The following is a 15,230-nucleotide window of genomic DNA, read 5'->3' on the forward strand; positions in this document are numbered from 1 at the left end:
GCGATGACGCGCAGGCTTCCGCCATGCTTGCGGAACAACGCCCACAGGGGTTCCAGCCGCTCGGACAGCCGCGTGGCGTCCTGCGCGTCTGCGGACCGGGCGGCGCGCATGATGGCCAGGGCCGTTCGCGGGAACAGGCCGCCGATCACCGAGTACCATGCTTCGCAGCCCGCGTTCAGGCCGGTGGCGGCGCAGGCATCGCCGCTGACGCCGATCGTCACATGCGCGGGAATCAGGGCGCGCAGCCGTTCGACCCGGGCGCGTGCCGCGGCGGGATCGGCCGGAACACCTGGAATCTTGATCGAGGCGACGTGAGGAAGCTGCGCGATGCGGCCATGCAGCTCGTCGCTGAACTCGAAATGCGTGGTGCCGGGGTTGTCGTACACGCACAGCGGCACCGAGAGCGAGCGGGACACGGCTTCAAAGAGACCGAACACTTCGTCGCCGGAGAGCTTCTGGTAGGACATCGGGGCCAGCAGCACGCCGCTCGCACCGGCCTTTTGCGCGTCCTGCGCCAGATCCAGCACGTCGCGCGTGCGCAGCGCGCCGATGCCCACGATCACCGGCACGTCGCCCGCATGGCGGACGGCGAGCTGCGCGATGCGCGATCGCTCGGCGCGGCTGAGGTAGGCATAGCTGCCGGTCGATCCCAGTGCGCCGATGGAGTCGACGCCGGCGGCGGCCAGGCGCTCGACCAGCCGCGCGAACGCCGCTTCGTCGATGGCTGTCTCGTTCATTGGGGTCAGCGGAAATGCGCTCAAGCCCGAAAACATGGTTTTTTCTCCGTATGAAATGGCTGGCGGGCGGGTTGTTCAGTCAGACGCGTCGCCGCCGGATGATGGCCAGTAATGGGCATCGGGCGTAGGCCGCGCGCCGAAGATCGCCTGGCCGACGCGCACCACCGTCGCGCCTTCCTCGATGGCGATTTCGTAGTCGCCGGACATGCCCATCGACAACTCGTCCAGGCAGATGCCGTCCGGCGCATCCTGGCGCAGCCGGTCACGCAGGTCGCGCAGAAGAATGAAGCACGCGCGCACCCGCTCGGCCTCGGCCGAGAACAGCGCCAGCGTCATCAGCCCGCGCACGCGCAGTGCGGAAAAGGCGGGCAGCTCGCGCAGGAATGCCGGCACTGCATCGGGATGCAGTCCGTACTTGCTGGCTTCGCCCGATGTATTGACCTGCACGAACACATCCAGCCCGCGGCCTTCGGCCTGCAGGCGGCGCTCCAGCGCCTGGGCGACGCGCAGGCTGTCCAGCGCCTGGAACTCGGTGGCGAAACGCGCCACCAGCCTGGCTTTGTTGGTCTGCAGGTGGCCGATCACCGACCATTGCAGATCGGCAAGATCCGCCATCGCTTCCCACTTTGCAAAGGCCTCCTGCGGCTTGTTTTCGCCGAACTGGCGGCAGCCGGCGGCGTAAGCCAGGCGGATGCTCGCCTCTTCCTTGGTCTTGCTCACGGGCAGCAGGCGCACGCTGGCGGGAGCCCGCCCGGCACGCGCGCATGCCGCCGCCATGCGCGCCCGAACCGCCGCGAGGTTGCGGCGAAAGTCCTCCAGGGACGCGGCCTCGGGCCAGCGGCCGTGCTGCCCATGCAAGGTGGTGGTTTGCGGGGAGATTCCAGCGTTCATGGCGCGAGCCTCGATGTCTGACGTCAATGGCGGGGAAAGAGGGCGGGAGGCCCGGGCCATTGTCTTGGATTATAATTGTCCTATGCCAAACTGTATCATGGCATAGATCGTCATGGAGAAAATTACTGGAAGAACGGCGGCGGAAATCTTTGACAGCATCCGCATGCTGGCGCAGACCGCCGCGTTGGCGCCGGGCCGGGACCTGCCGACGGTGCGCGATCTGGCCGCCAGGCTGGGCGTCAATCGCAATACCGTGTCGATGGCCTACAAGCGGCTTGCGGCAGCGGGGATCGCCGTGACGCAAGGCCGGCTGGGCACGGTCATCCGCGAGCAGCCGGACGCGGGCGAGCAGGAAGGCTCGTTGCCGGGTTCACCCCTGGCCGATCTGGGCAGCGGCAATCCCAACGCAGCGTGGCTCCCCGACGTTGGCGCGGCACGGGCCCGAACAACCTATCGCACGCATCTCTATGGCGAGCCTCCCATCGATCCGGAGCTGGAAATCGCGGGCCGTCGATGGTTGAAGGGGGACTGCCCCGATGACTTCGCGCTCAACCTGACGCATGGCTCGGTCGATGCGCTCGAGCGGCTGCTGGTGGCATATCTGGTGGCGGGGGACAAGGTGGCTGTGGAAGATCCGTGTTTCGTCAGCAGCGTGAATGCGCTGCGCATCGCCGGTCTTCAGGCCGTGGGCGTTCCCGTGGATGCGCAGGGGATGCTGGCCGAGGCGCTGGAGCAGGCCCTGGAGCAGGGGGCGCAGGCGGTCATCATCACGCCGCGCGCGCACAATCCGACCGGCTGCAGCCTCGGCCGCACGCGGGCGCGGAAAATCCGTGCGGTGCTGGCCCGTTACCCGCATGTGCTGGTCATTGCCGATGACCACTTCTCGCGCCTGGCGGTCACCGAATACCACGATGTCATTCCCCCCAGGGCTCGCCGATGGGCGCTGATTCGTTCCGTCTCCAAGATGTTCGGGCCGGACTTACGCCTGGCTTTCGTCGCCACTGACGAGCAGACCTCGCGGAGGCTGCGCCTGCGCCTGGCGCCGGGAACCAACTGGGTCAGCCATCTCTTGCAGGATGCCGTGGGTATGTGCCTGTCTTCGGCCGACGTGTCCGCGCAGATCGATCGAGCCCGCGAGGGCTATGCACGCGCCAGGGAAATCCTGGCGGCGGCGCTGGCTGAACAGGGGATCGCCGTTGCGATGCCTGCCGATGGCCTGAACCTGTGGTTGCCGTTGGAGGAGGACAGCCAGCCCGTGGTGCTGGCTTTGGCGCGGCGCGGCTGGATGGTGCGCGGCGGGGAGCCGTTCGGCGTGCAGATGCCGGCCCACGGTCTGCGCGTGACGATTTCGACCATGGATGAGGAAACGGCGCAGGCATTCGCGCGAGCGCTTCATGACGTGCTGCGCCGGTGAAGCGCTTGCGGCCCCATGGCGCATGCGGGCCTTCACGCATGGCGCGGATGCCGCTTCACAGCGCCGTATCCAGCACCATCATCAGCACGAACCCCGTCAGCAATCCGGCCGTGGCGAACGCTTCATGGCCCTTGCGATGGGACTCGGGAATGATCTCGTGGCTGATCACGAAAAGCATGGCCCCGGCGGCGAAGCCCAGGCCCCAGGGCAGGAGCAGCGCCGAGTGGCCGATGATGGCGGCGCCGGCCACCGCGCCCAGCGGCTCGACCAGGCCCGATGCGACGCCGAGCGCGATGGCGAAGCGGTGGCTGTACCCGGCGGCCAGCAATGCCGTGGCGACGACGAAGCCCTCCGGCACATCCTGAATGGCGATGCCGATCGCCAGCGCATTGGCGCGCAGTCCCTCGTTGCCCGCATAGCCGACGCCGATGGCCAGGCCCTCGGGAAGGTTGTGCAGAATGATCGCGAAGACGAACAGCCAGGTGCGCCGCAACTGCCCGGCATCGCTGCCCTCGCGGCCCTTGATGAAGTGCTCGTGGGGCAGCAGATGGTCCATGGCGAGCAGGGCCGCGCCACCCGTCAGGATGGCCATGCCCACGATGCCGCCGGCGGCCCAGCCGCTGCCGCCCAGCAGGCCGGCGGAGCGGGCGGCGTCCAGGCCGGGGATCACCAGCGAGAACGCGCTGGCCGCGAGCATCACACCCGCGCCGAAGCCGAACAGCGTGTCCTGCACGCGCTCGGAGGGCCGCTGGGCCAGCAGCACCGGCAGCGTCCCCAGCGCGGTCGCCAGCGCCGCGATGCTGCCGCCCAGCAGGGCGCTGCGCACTGGCGGCTGATGCTGGAGCATGTTCCAGATCTGCACGCACAAGGCCAGCAGCCCGGCCGCGCAGATGAGCAGTCCGATCAGGGTCTGAATGCGCAGCGGCTGGACTGCTGCCGGCGCGCAAGGGTCTTTGATGGGCATGGGTGCCTGGGAGATGGATGCCGCTGGCGTGCAGGCCTCAGCGTTTGAGCGCGGCCGCATGGCGGCGGGCCACTTCCGGCCAGTGGATCACATTGTAGAACGCGGCGATGTATTCGGGGCGGCGGTTCTGGTACTTGAGGTAGTAGGCATGCTCCCACACGTCGAGCCCCAGGATGGCGGTGTTGCCCGAGCCGATGCCCTGCATGGCCGGGTTGTCCTGATTGGCGGTGCTTTCCACGCCCAGCTTGCCCTGGGGGTTGACGGTAAGCCAGGCCCATCCGCTGCCGAAGCGGCTGAGCGCGGCTTTCGTGAACTCGGACTTGAACGCCTCCAGTCCGCCCAGATCGGCGTCGATGGCGCGGGCCAGGTCCGCGCCGGGCTCTCCTCCGCCCTGGGGCGACATGACCTCCCAGAACAGGCTGTGGTTGGCGTGTCCGCCGCCGTTGTTGCGCACCGGCAGGCGCAGCTTCTGGGGCAGGGCTTCGGTATGGGCGATCAGGGTTTCGATCGGCCACTGCGCGTACTCCGTTCCTTCGAGCGCCGCGTTGAGGTTGTTCACATAGGTCTGGTGGTGCCTGGAGTAATGAATCTCCATGGTCTGCGCGTCGATGTGGGGCTCCAGCGCGTCATAGGCATAGGCGAGCTTGGGAAGGGAATAGGGCATGGATGGCGTTCCTGTTCGTCAGGGAAGTGGATGAAAAACTGTGGCGGCCCATGAAGCCGTCAATGCAACAGGGCGCCGGGCTGGGGCATGTGCGCCCGGCATTCGCTCAGCGCCTTGTCGATGAGCGAATGCGCGCCATGCGCGGCGCGGTGCTCGCACAGGGCCGCATAGGTTTGCTGCAGATGCCTGCTTGCGGCAATCTGCAACGACTCCGATATCTCGTCGCCGTGCAGCAGCGCCATCAGCTTGTGGTGGGCGCAGATCAGGCATTCGGCCGCGCTGTGCGGATCGTCCATGTCGGCGTAGCAGTCCGCTATGTTCAGGTGCGCAACGATGAAGGCGGCGATCCGGTCGTCGTCGCAGACGTCCGTCTCCCCGGATGCCAGCAACTGATTCGCGGCCCGCAGGGCGCGTACGTGCCAGACCAGCGCATGCCGGGCGCAGCAGGCCTGGCTGGCCGCAAGGCCTTCGCGGGTCAGCCGCATCCATTCGTCGAGCAGGGGGTGCGGCTGCGCATCGCGCGCGCCGCCTTGGGAGGTGGATTGGGTCATTGCGCATCCTTTTCGCACAAGGGATCGGGGGCCAGCCGTTCGGTCTGGCCGCTGGGGTGCAGGCGAACGATGTTCAGGGCGCCGGGCTGCTCCACCAGCACGCAGGCCTTGCCGGTGCGCTTGCAGTGATCCGCCACGCGCCAGAACGCGCCGTGGCTCACGCATCCGGTCTGGCAGATCACCAGATCGGCGCAGCGCAGGCTGTGTTCGAGCCATCCGGGGTCGGCATGGGGCGCGCGCAGCACGCTGGCTTCGGTCTGCGAGAGGCCATGGATGTGGGTGGGCAGAATGTCCTGCGGACTGGCTCCGGCATCGCTGCCGGACAGATCCGCGATCGTGTCCAGCAGCTCATCGCGGTCTTCGCGCTCCCAGGCCAGCAGGCTGTCGCGCACGATGACCTTGGCGCGCTCGATGATGAGTTGCCCCTGCAGCCGCTCGATTTCGCGGCTCTGGCACCGGGCCTGGGCCGAGCACCGCCGCTGGGCTTCTCCATAGTGACGCAGGAGCACACCGTGCTCCTGCACCAGCTCACAATCGTCTTTTTCGAGGTATGGCATCACGCACCCGTTCTCAATCTCCTGGGCCGGGCAGGACGCTCCTGGCGGGGAGTTCCTGAGCCCAGTGTTCGATCAATATATTAAATGATACTCATTATCATTTGTATAACCAGGATATCGGTATTGATTTGTGTGGGCTTGCGGCCGCAACCCAGGAATGCGGCGAACAAAGCTATAATCAAAGACTTCGCTGAACTCCACAGTGGAGAAACCGATTGGAAAACAAGAACTGGTGGCCTGGTGCCTGTTCCGTTTTCCGCTCCAATTTCCAAAAAGGGAAGCTCAAAAGGCTTCCCTTTTTTGCCGATGGAGGACCGCATGCCCGATTGCCACGTCCGCAATGGGGCCATGTCGGTCGGGACACCTATATGCATATGCCGTGATACATGGCCGGGGCCGCACCGATGCGGTAAGCTGGTCTCCCCACGTATCAGGCGCCCCGATGGTGAAATTGGTAGACACTGCGGACTTAAAATCCGCCGCTTCCCTAACAGGGGCGTGCCGGTTCGATCCCGGCTCGGGGCACCACCTAGATTCAATATGTCACATTACAACGCACCCTTCGAAATCCACGTGCATGGACAAGTCCAACTGCGCAGCGATGCCGGTTTCGAGCAATTGCAGGAAGCGCTGCGTCCGCTGTGGAAATATGCGGGCGCGCGTTCCCTGGCCGATGGTGCAGCGAGCGCCTATGAGGAAGAGCCGGGCATCCAGTACGACGTGAAGACGCATCTGCTGCAGATGTGCTGGACCGTGCACGGCGATGAGGACTTCCGCCAGTCGCTTGACGAGATGTGCATGGGCCTGAACGAGCTGGCCGAGCAGGGCGCGGCCATCGAGGTGACGTTCTACGATGCCGAGTTCGACGACGAGGAAGGCGACGGTCCCGATGAAGACGCCGAGGCGCGTGATGATTTCGTCATGCTGTTCGTCGGCCCGACTCCGGCAGCCATCATGCAGGTGCAGCGCGATCTGCTGGTGCAGGACGTGATCAACATGATGGAGCGCCATTTCGATGCGTCCGAGCTGGGCGGCGTCGTCGCGGAGATCGACAAGCTGTTCAACCAGCGCTTTGATGCGCTGGTGAATTCGCTGGAGATCGGCAAGCCGCCACGCGGGCTGGGTGGCGGCAATGGCGGGCATGGCGGCGGCCGCCGCCCGCGTCATCTGCACTGATCGGCAGGCGGCCGGGGCGGTTGGCTCCGGCGGCTTTTAAGGCAGCGATCACATGGCTTCCTCACGTATTCGCGGCGCGACGGCGGTGAGCGCCGATCTTCCTTATCTGCGTGCCTACTCGCCCGCATTGCAGGGGCAGGCGCGGGCGTTGCTCGGGCAGGGGCGCCTTGGGGAAATCCTGGCCCGCAAGTACGGCGGCGCCCATGGCGTGCGCAGCGACAAGGCGCTGTATGACTACGCGCAGGAGCTCAAACAGCGTTACCTGCGCAACGCGGGCACCGTCAGCAAGGTGCTGTTCGACAACAAGATCCATGTCGTGCACCATGCGCTCGGCTTGCACACCAGCGTGTCGCGCGTGCAGGGCGGCCGGCTTGCCGCCAAGCACGAGATCCGCGTGGCGACGCTGTTCCGCCAGGGGCCGGAAGAATTCCTGCGCATGATCGTGGTGCATGAGCTGGCGCATCTGCGCGAGAAGGACCACGACAAGGCGTTCTACCAGCTATGCGCGCACATGGAGCCCGATTACCACCAGTTCGAGCTGGATACGCGGCTGTATCTCACGCACCTGGACCATGGCGGCGAGCCGCTGTGGGGCGACGCCTGAAGCGGCTGGCAGTAGTGCGGGCTGCCGCCTTTGTGTCATCGCCGCGAGGGCATTTCAGGCCGGCAGTGCCGAGCAATGGGTTGCGGGCAGGTCCAGCCATCGCCGGGCGGCGGCCTGCAGGGCGGGGAGTCGGCCCGTGGTGTAGAGATGTACCTGGCCGGAGCCCGTGTCGCGGTCCGATTCTGCCGCCAGGGTGCCTTGCTGCACGAGGATGCGCCGCGTCTGCCGCGCCACCGGGGCTCCGGTGTCGATGATGTGCACGTCGGCTCCCAGCAGCCTGCGCAGTTCGTCCTTGATGAAGACATAGTGCGTGCAGCCCAGCACCAGCGTGTCGATGTCTCCGGTGCGTACGCCGAAACTGCCGAGCATGCCCGCATAGCGCGCGCAGAGCCTGCGGATCTCCTGTGCTGACGGGCCATTGGCGGGGTCTTCTTCTTCCACGCCGCGCTCGATGGCGCTTACCAGTCCGTCGCAGGCCTGGGCGCGGAATTCCGTTCCATCCGAAAACGCCTGCCGCAGTTGTTCGAATCGCGCGCTTTGCACGGTGCCGCGCGTGGCGATCACGCCCACGCGGTGCGTCTGGCTGCTGCTGGCCGCGGGCTTGAGGGCGGGTTCCACTCCGATGACGGGCAGGTCTGGAAAGCTGCCGCGCAGCTGCGCGACGGCGGCCGTGGTGGCCGTGTTGCAGGCGACGACCAGGGCCTTGATTCGGTGCTCTTCCTGCAGGTAGCGGGCGATGGCGAGGGTGCGCCGTTCCACGAACTCATCGCCGCGCTCGCCATAGGGCGCATTGCCTGAATCGGCCAGGTAGACGAAGTTTTCGTGCGGCAGTTCGCGGCGCAATTCCCGCAGCACGCTCAGGCCTCCAATCCCGCTGTCGAACACGCCGATGGGTGAGGTGCAATGAGGTTGAGGCATGGCCGGATGAACTCCCGAATTCTCGTGCGGCACGCGAGGTGCTGATCAATCAATCAGCGATTGTCCCGCTTTTGGCCCGGGTCCGCAGCGGCGCCGTGCCTTGGCAGGCCATCGTCGCATAGCGGCCACCATGAAGCGCGTGATCGCACATGCTGGTGAAATGCAAGCCCCGCGTCCAGCGGCTCGTCCAGCAGCCCCGCGCGGATGCGCAGCACGCCCGCGAGGCTGGCGCGCCGGCTGTAGACCGGCGAGCCGCAGGAAGCGCAGAACGCGCGCAGCTTGCCGGGAGAGGATTCGAATTCCCTGAGCAGCTCTTGCCCGGAAATCCACTCGATCTGATTGACGGGCACGGGGATGTTGGCCGCCAGCGGCCCGCCCTGCGCCTTGCGGCACTGGCTGCAATGGCAGATCTGAATCGGCGCGAGCGGGCCGTGGATCGAAAATCTCACGCCGCCGCACAGGCAGGAGCCGGTGTGGGTTGCGTGCGAGCCGATGGGCGCTTGGTTGCCGCTGGGCATGGCGGTGCGCGGCCCGGTTCCTGGTTACCCCGCCTTGGCGTGCAGGCTGACCCAGGCGAGGAATTTTTCCATCCATGTGGTGAGGAACTGATGGCTTGCGGGGCCGATGCTGCCGTCCTGGTCGATCAGGCCGTCCTTCCATTGGATGAAGCCTTCGGGCTGCTGCATGGTGGGCATGTCGAGAAACACCAGGATGTTGCGCAGGTGCTGCTGGGCCATCGAGGTGGCGGGGCCGCCGCCTGAGGTGCCGATCACGCCGGCGGCGATGCCGTTCCACGCGCGGTCCTTGGGAGGGCGGCTGCCGGTGTCCAGCGCATTCTTGAGCAGCGCGGGCACCGAGCGGTTGTGCTCGGGCGTCACGAAGAGGATGCCGTCCTTGTTGCGGATCCTGTCCTTGAATTCGATGACGGAGGCAGGCAGCGCATCATCGTGGTCACGGTTGTACAAGGGTAGCTGGCCGATGTCGATGAATTCGAAATCCGCCTTGTCCGCGACCAGTTTGACCAGTGCCCTGGCCAGTTGCATGTTGATGGACGATTGGCTGTTGCTGCCGACGATGACGCCGATACGGGATTTGCTCATGCTGGATCTGCTCTTTGGAACGGGTTGAGGAATTTCGCTGCGGGGGATGGATCGGACGATAGCCGCGATCGCGGCGCGTCGGTGTAGGACACAAGGAAGCCGAAGGCGCAACGCCGCGGCAGCGTTCAGCGCTCCTTCATGAAAACCAGCGTGCGATTGTTGGCGGGCATGGCATTGTCCTCAATGAGCCGCAGCGAATGGCTGAGTGCGAGCGAGACGACGTCCTCGGCATTGCGGATGCCGCTGGCCGGGTCGCGCTGGCGCAGCATGGCGTCGAAGGCCCGGTTGCCGTCGCTGGTGAATGCGCCGTTGTAGTTGAATGGTCCATAGACGGCGAATACGCCATTCGCCGGAAGATGGGTTCCCGCCAGTTCGAACATGCGTTCGACCAGCGGCCACGCGACGATGTGCGCGGTGTTGCTGGTATAGGCCGCGTCGAAGCCGCCCGGCGGCCAGCCGCTGGTTGCCAGATCCAGGGCGAGCGGCGCGCGCAGGTTGGGCGCTGGATGCCTGGAATGCCAGGCGAGGATGCCCGGATGATTTTCCGCAAGGTCGCTGGTCTGCCAGACCAGGTGCGGCAGGCGCGGCGCAAAGTACACGCTGTGCTGGCCCGTGCCCGAGCCTATTTCCAGCACCAGCCTGCGGTTGGCGAAGTGGCGCTGCAGCACTTGCAGAATGGGCGCCTGGTTGTTCTCGCAGGCCTGTGAGAAGGGTGGGTTCATGGCGATCTGCATGTGGATGGGGCCGGTGTCTATTGCAGTGTTGCCAGTTGGCTTTGCAGCGCGGCGCAGATCGCCAGCAGCTCTCTGTCGCAGCCGCGCCGTCCCACCGCCATCAGGCCCACCGGCAGATGGCCGACGCCGGTGCGGATAGGCAGCGACAGGGCCGGCAGGTCGTAGAAGTTGAAGACCGATGTGTTGCGCAGCACCAGCAGATTGGCCTGATTGAACGCATCGGCCGTCGCCAGGCTGTCGATGCGCGGGGCCACCATGGCGACCGTGGGCAACACCAGCAGATCGCAGTCGGTGATCCGGGCGTCCAGGGATTGCTGCAGCCGTGCGCGCTCACGCTGCAGGCCCACATAGTGCGCCGCCGAAATGGCCTGACCGCGCTGGATGCGCGCCAGCACGAACGGGTCGATGGCGTCCGGGTTGTCGGCCAGTGTCCGCGCATGGATGTGCGCGGCCTCGGCGGCGGTGAGCGTGCCGTTGTCCTGCAGCCTGAACGGCGCGGCGCACCAGTCGTCGAGCTGCATGTCGTCCACGCGGCAGCCAGCGCGGGACAGCTCCGCGGCCACCTGCTCGAATGCATTCTGGACGGTGGCGTCGGTCTGGGTGAACAACAGTCCGCGTGGAATGCCCACGCGCAGGCCGCGCACTTCGCGCCGGGGCAGATCGGCATGCCGCTGGCCGCTCATCACGGCATCGGCCTGCGCGCAGTCGAGCACGCTGCGCGCCAGCGGGCCGACGCAGTCCAGGCTGAACGACAGTGGAAAAGCGCCATCGCGCGGTACGCGCGCCTGGGTCGGCTTGAAGCCGGTGACGCCATTGAGCGCCGACGGAATGCGCACCGAACCTCCGGTGTCGGAGCCGATCGAGATTTCGGACAGGCCGCGCGCCACCGCGATGCCCGCGCCGGATGACGAGCCGCCGGGGATGCGCGCCGCGTCATGCGCATTGCCGGGTGTGCCGAAGTGCGGATTGATGCCGATGCCGGAGAAGGCGAATTCGGTCATGTTGGTCTTTCCGACGATCACCGCGCCGGCCTGGCGCAGGCGCTGCACGATCACCGCATCCTGCTGCGCGGGCGCCGCGGTCCTGAGCACGGCGGAGCCCGCGGTGGTCACCTCCGCGGCGATGTCGTACAGATCCTTGACGGAGACGATGCGTCCGTCGAGCGGGCCCAGATGGATGCCGCTCTTCGCGCGCTCATCCGCGGCCCGGGCGGCCGCGAGCGCGCTCTGTTCATACACGCGGGTGAAGATGCGGCGGCCTTCTTCGCCGGCATCCTGGATGGCGGCGAGCGTCTGCTCGGTGCGCCGTACGGAGCTTGTCTGCATGGTGGTCGTGCCTTCGATATTCAGGCCGCCGCTGCAAAGCACCCGCGACGAGCCGCGGCGCGCTGGATAACGGCGCCAGCGTGGGATCGTACAGCGCCTTGCCGCGAGCGTCAGGCGTGCGCTGTAAAAAACAAAGGCCACCGCAAGGTGGCCTGTGTTCATTCGGAGCAGTCATCCGGAGCAGCGCCAGCGGCCTGGCGCGTGGTGGCTGCGCCGTCAGGCTGCGGCCACCTCGATGCCCCTGAACTCGCCCGAGGCAATGCGCTTGCTCCACTCGGCCGGGCCGGTGACGTGCGCGCTGGTGCCGCCCGCGTCGACGGCGACGGTCACGGGCATGTCGACCACGTCGAATTCGTAGATGGCTTCCATGCCCAGGTCTTCGAAGCCGACGACCCTGGCCTGCTTGATGGCCTTGGAGACCAGGTATGCGGCGCCGCCCACGGCCATCAGATAGGCGCTCTTGTGCTGCTTGATCGACTCGATGGCCACCGGGCCGCGTTCGGCCTTGCCGATCATGGCGATGAGGCCGGTCTGCTCCAGCATCATGTCGGTGAACTTGTCCATGCGCGTGGCTGTCGTCGGGCCTGCGGGGCCGACAGCTTCATCGCCCACGGGATCGACCGGGCCGACGTAGTAGATCACGCGGTTGGTGAAATCGACGGGCAGTTTCTCGCCCTTGGACAGCATGTCCTGGATGCGCTTGTGCGCGGCGTCGCGGCCGGTGAGCATCTTGCCGTTGAGCAGCAGGGTGTCGCCCGGTTTCCAGCTGGCGACCTCCTCCTTGGTCAGCGTGTTGAGGTCCACCTTCCGCGACTTGTTGTAGTCCGGCTCCCAGTCGATCCTGGGCCAGAGGTCGAGCGACGGCGCATCCAGGTACACCGGGCCGCTGCCGTCCATCACGAAATGCGCGTGGCGCGTCGCGGCGCAGTTGGGGATCATGGCCACGGGCTTGGAGGCGGCATGCGTGGGGTACATCTTGATCTTGATGTCGAGGACGGTAGCCAGACCGCCCAGGCCCTGGGCGCCGATGCCGAGCGCGTTGACCTTCTCGTAGAGCTCAAGGCGCAGCTCCTCGACCTGATCGAGCTTCTCGCCGCGCGCGGCCTTGGCCTGCAGCTCGTACATGTTCAGGTCTTCCATCAGGCTTTCCTTGGCGAGCAGGACCGCCTTTTCCGCCGTGCCGCCGATGCCGATGCCAAGCATGCCCGGCGGGCACCAGCCCGCGCCCATGGTGGGGACGGTCTTGAGGACCCAGTCGACCAGGTTGTCGCTGGGGTTCATCATGATCATCTTGGACTTGTTCTCCGAGCCGCCTCCCTTGGCTGCGACGGTGATGTCCAGCTTGTCGCCGGGAACCATCTGCACGTTGATCACGGCGGGCGTGTTGTCCTTGGTGTTCTTGCGGGCGAACTGCGGATCGGCGACCACCGAGGCGCGCAGCGTGTTGTCGGGGTGGTTGTAGCCACGGCGCACGCCTTCGTTGATGGCGTCTTCCAGGCCGCCGGTGAAGCCTTCCCACTTCACGTCCATGCCGATCTTCAGGAACACGTTGACGATGCCGGTGTCCTGGCAGATGGGGCGGTGGCCCGTGGCCGACATCTTGGAGTTGGTGAGGATCTGCGCCATCGCATCCTTCGCCGCAGGGCTTTGCTCGCGCTCATAGGCGCGGGCCAGATGCTGGATGTAGTCAGCGGGGTGATAGTAGCTGATGTACTGGAGGGCACCTGCGATCGAGTCGATCAGGTCCTGCTGGCGGATGGTTGTGGTCATCGTGAGGCTTCTCGGGGGTTATAGAGGCGCTCTAGCGGCGCGGGAAAAACCTGCCAATTATCGGTGCTGGACGGATTTCCGTGCAGGGAAAACCCGAGAAGTCTTCTATATGACTGCCGGAATTACCGTATCGTGGAATATGAGCGGCGCTGTACCGCCGAGGTAACCGCGCCCGGGAGCGGCTCCGCGCGGCGCGCGTGCGCATTGCGGCCCGCCGCAGAATCTGTCGCTCCAGCGTGGTCTCTGCGACTTGCGCTAGCATGTTTGCAGTAACAGGTAATCCCCTGCGGCTTGCACCAGCCATGTCCATTTCCTGGACGCCTCCCAGCCACGCGCACCGCTTTTGTTTGTTCTCTCAAGGAGTATTCACATGACTGCTGTTCGGCAGGAGAAAGACACTTTCGGCTTCATCGACGTTCCCTGCGACAGGCTCTGGGGCGCGCAGACGCAGCGCTCGATCCAGAATTTCAAGATCAGCGGCGAGCAGCAACCGCGCGAAATCATCCACGCCCTCGCGCAGGTGAAGAGGGCATCGGCCACGGTCAACAGCAAGCTCGGCCTGCTCGACGGGAAAAAGGCCGACGCCATCGTGGCCGCCGCCGATGAAGTCATCGGCGGCAAGCACCCGCAGGAGTTCCCGCTCGTGGTCTGGCAAACCGGCTCGGGCACGCAGACCAACATGAACGTCAACGAGGTGCTGGCCAACCGCGCGAGCGAACTGCTCGGCGGTGAGCGCGGAGAATCGCGCCTCGTGCACCCGAACGACGACGTGAACAAGAGCCAGTCGAGCAACGACGTCTATCCCACGGCCATGCACGTGGCGGCCGTGACGGCGCTCCAGTCGCACCTGCTGCCGGCCATCGGGCGGCTGCGCGGAACGCTCAAGGCCAAGAGCGAGGCGTTTGCCGACGTCGTGAAGATCGGCCGCACCCACCTGCAGGATGCGACGCCGCTCACGCTGGGGCAGGAAATCTCGGGCTGGGTCGCGCAACTCGAGCATGGCGAAAAGCATGTGAAGGCTGCGCTTGCGCACCTCTACGAACTGGCGCTCGGCGGCACCGCCGTCGGCACCGGGCTGAACGCGCCCAAGGGCTACGCCGAAGGCGTGGCCGCCGAGCTTGCCAGCATCACCGGCTACCCCTTCGTCACGTCGCCCAACAAGTTCGAATCGCTTGCCAGCTGCGACGCCCTGGTGCACGCGCATGGCGCGCTCAAGACACTGGCCGCCAGCCTGATGAAGATCGCCAACGACGTGCGCTGGCTCGCAAGCGGCCCGCGCAGCGGCCTGGGCGAGATCACCATCCCGGAAAACGAGCCCGGCTCCTCCATCATGCCCGGCAAGGTCAACCCCACGCAGTGCGAAGCCATGACCATGCTGTGCGCGCAGGTCTTCGGCAACGACGTGGCCATCAACTTCGGCGGCGCTTCGGGCAACTTCGAACTCAACGTGTTCCGCCCGCTGGTGGCGCACAACTTCCTGCAAAGCGTGCGCCTGCTCGCCGACGGAATGGTGAGCTTCGACGAGCACTGCGCCGTCGGCATAGAGCCCGACCGCGAACGCATCGCCGAACTGGTGAGCCGCTCTCTCATGCTGGTGACGGCGCTCAACACCCACATCGGCTACGACAAGGCGGCCTTCATCGCCAAGAAGGCGCACAAGGAGGGCACGAGCCTGCGCGACGCAGCGATCGCCAGCGGTCACGTGACGGGCGAGCAGTTCGACCAATGGGTGGTGCCTTCGAAGATGGTAGGCAACCTATAGTCCAATCCATCCCGGGTTAAGCAAGCAGCCGGGCCATGACTTCAGCCCGGCGGCCCGGCTTGT

At 66.1% G+C, this 15,230-nt stretch carries 16 protein-coding genes and 1 tRNA gene; 5 read left to right on the forward strand and 12 right to left on the reverse strand.

From position 1 onward, the window contains the following. The coding region (locus tag ABWP92_RS12210; protein WP_353235657.1) for a dihydrodipicolinate synthase family protein at positions 1 to 737 on the reverse strand (737 nt) is incomplete at its 3' end. Between the two features lie 75 nt (positions 738 to 812). Next, complete coding sequence (locus ABWP92_RS12215; RefSeq protein ID WP_353235658.1) at positions 813 to 1,628, reverse strand: YggS family pyridoxal phosphate-dependent enzyme; 816 nt, start codon at positions 1,626 to 1,628, stop codon at positions 813 to 815. 112 nt (positions 1,629 to 1,740) lie between these two features. Here ABWP92_RS12215 and ptsJ point away from each other — a divergent pair, with 112 nt between their 5' ends. Continuing rightward, on the forward strand, positions 1,741 to 3,042 hold the full coding sequence (gene ptsJ / locus ABWP92_RS12220) for a MocR-like B6 salvage transcription factor PtsJ (RefSeq protein WP_353235659.1): 1,302 nt from the start codon (positions 1,741 to 1,743) through the stop codon (positions 3,040 to 3,042). Between the two features lie 55 nt (positions 3,043 to 3,097). Here the strand turns inward: ptsJ and ABWP92_RS12225 are convergent, their stop codons facing one another. Genes ABWP92_RS12225 through ABWP92_RS12240 form a run of 4 tightly spaced genes read right to left on the reverse strand, consistent with a single transcriptional unit; the run spans position 3,098 to position 5,778 of the window. Continuing rightward, entirely contained in the window at positions 3,098 to 4,006 is a 909-nt protein-coding gene (locus ABWP92_RS12225; protein ID WP_353235660.1) for a ZIP family metal transporter, read from the reverse strand. Between the two features lie 37 nt (positions 4,007 to 4,043). After that, a complete protein-coding gene (locus tag ABWP92_RS12230; protein WP_353235661.1) occupies positions 4,044 to 4,670 on the reverse strand; it encodes a superoxide dismutase in 627 nt (208 codons plus the stop codon). Between the two features lie 59 nt (positions 4,671 to 4,729). Further along, a complete protein-coding gene (locus tag ABWP92_RS12235; RefSeq protein ID WP_353235662.1) occupies positions 4,730 to 5,221 on the reverse strand; it encodes a DUF2753 family protein in 492 nt (163 codons plus the stop codon). After that, a complete protein-coding gene (locus tag ABWP92_RS12240) occupies positions 5,218 to 5,778 on the reverse strand; it encodes a DUF2325 domain-containing protein (RefSeq protein ID WP_353235663.1) in 561 nt (186 codons plus the stop codon). Before ABWP92_RS12240 ends, ABWP92_RS12235 begins: the two co-directional genes overlap by 4 nt. A gap of 436 nt (positions 5,779 to 6,214) precedes the next feature. Here ABWP92_RS12240 and ABWP92_RS12245 point away from each other — a divergent pair. The 3 genes from ABWP92_RS12245 to ABWP92_RS12255 all read left to right on the forward strand — a co-directional run bounded on the left by ABWP92_RS12245 (position 6,215) and on the right by ABWP92_RS12255 (position 7,558). Further along, a tRNA-Leu gene (locus ABWP92_RS12245) sits at positions 6,215 to 6,306 on the forward strand. A gap of 12 nt (positions 6,307 to 6,318) precedes the next feature. Continuing rightward, positions 6,319 to 6,954 carry a DUF6806 family protein gene (locus ABWP92_RS12250; protein WP_353235664.1) on the forward strand — a complete coding sequence of 212 codons (636 nt, stop codon included), beginning with the start codon at positions 6,319 to 6,321 and terminating at the stop codon, positions 6,952 to 6,954. A gap of 52 nt (positions 6,955 to 7,006) precedes the next feature. Further along, positions 7,007 to 7,558, forward strand: coding sequence for a M48 metallopeptidase family protein (locus ABWP92_RS12255; protein ID WP_353235665.1), 552 nt, complete (start codon positions 7,007 to 7,009; stop codon positions 7,556 to 7,558). 54 nt (positions 7,559 to 7,612) lie between these two features. Here ABWP92_RS12255 and murI read toward each other — a convergent pair whose 3' ends face one another. The 6 genes from murI to ABWP92_RS12285 all read right to left on the reverse strand — a co-directional run bounded on the left by murI (position 7,613) and on the right by ABWP92_RS12285 (position 13,405). Then, complete coding sequence (gene murI, locus ABWP92_RS12260) at positions 7,613 to 8,476, reverse strand: glutamate racemase (protein WP_353235666.1); 864 nt, start codon at positions 8,474 to 8,476, stop codon at positions 7,613 to 7,615. A gap of 53 nt (positions 8,477 to 8,529) precedes the next feature. After that, positions 8,530 to 8,994 carry a GFA family protein gene (locus tag ABWP92_RS12265; RefSeq protein WP_353235667.1) on the reverse strand — a complete coding sequence of 155 codons (465 nt, stop codon included), beginning with the start codon at positions 8,992 to 8,994 and terminating at the stop codon, positions 8,530 to 8,532. A gap of 24 nt (positions 8,995 to 9,018) precedes the next feature. Continuing rightward, positions 9,019 to 9,576, reverse strand: a complete 558-nt coding sequence (locus ABWP92_RS12270) for an NADPH-dependent FMN reductase (RefSeq protein ID WP_353235668.1) — start codon at positions 9,574 to 9,576, stop codon at positions 9,019 to 9,021. 125 nt (positions 9,577 to 9,701) lie between these two features. Further along, positions 9,702 to 10,298, reverse strand: coding sequence for a DUF938 domain-containing protein (locus ABWP92_RS12275; protein ID WP_353235669.1), 597 nt, complete (start codon positions 10,296 to 10,298; stop codon positions 9,702 to 9,704). 29 nt (positions 10,299 to 10,327) lie between these two features. Next, entirely contained in the window at positions 10,328 to 11,797 is a 1,470-nt protein-coding gene (locus tag ABWP92_RS12280) for an amidase (protein ID WP_353235670.1), read from the reverse strand. Positions 11,798 to 11,851: 54 nt separating this feature from the next. Then, a complete protein-coding gene (locus tag ABWP92_RS12285) occupies positions 11,852 to 13,405 on the reverse strand; it encodes a fumarate hydratase (RefSeq protein WP_353235671.1) in 1,554 nt (517 codons plus the stop codon). A 370-nt stretch (positions 13,406 to 13,775) separates the two neighbouring features. Between ABWP92_RS12285 and fumC the strand changes: the two genes are divergently transcribed. Then, positions 13,776 to 15,167 carry a class II fumarate hydratase gene (gene fumC / locus ABWP92_RS12290; RefSeq protein ID WP_353235672.1) on the forward strand — a complete coding sequence of 464 codons (1,392 nt, stop codon included), beginning with the start codon at positions 13,776 to 13,778 and terminating at the stop codon, positions 15,165 to 15,167. Positions 15,168 to 15,230 lie beyond the last annotated feature (63 nt).

Source organism: Diaphorobacter ruginosibacter, assembly GCF_040396215.1.
Lineage (GTDB): Bacteria > Pseudomonadota > Gammaproteobacteria > Burkholderiales > Burkholderiaceae_C > Diaphorobacter_A > Diaphorobacter_A ruginosibacter_A.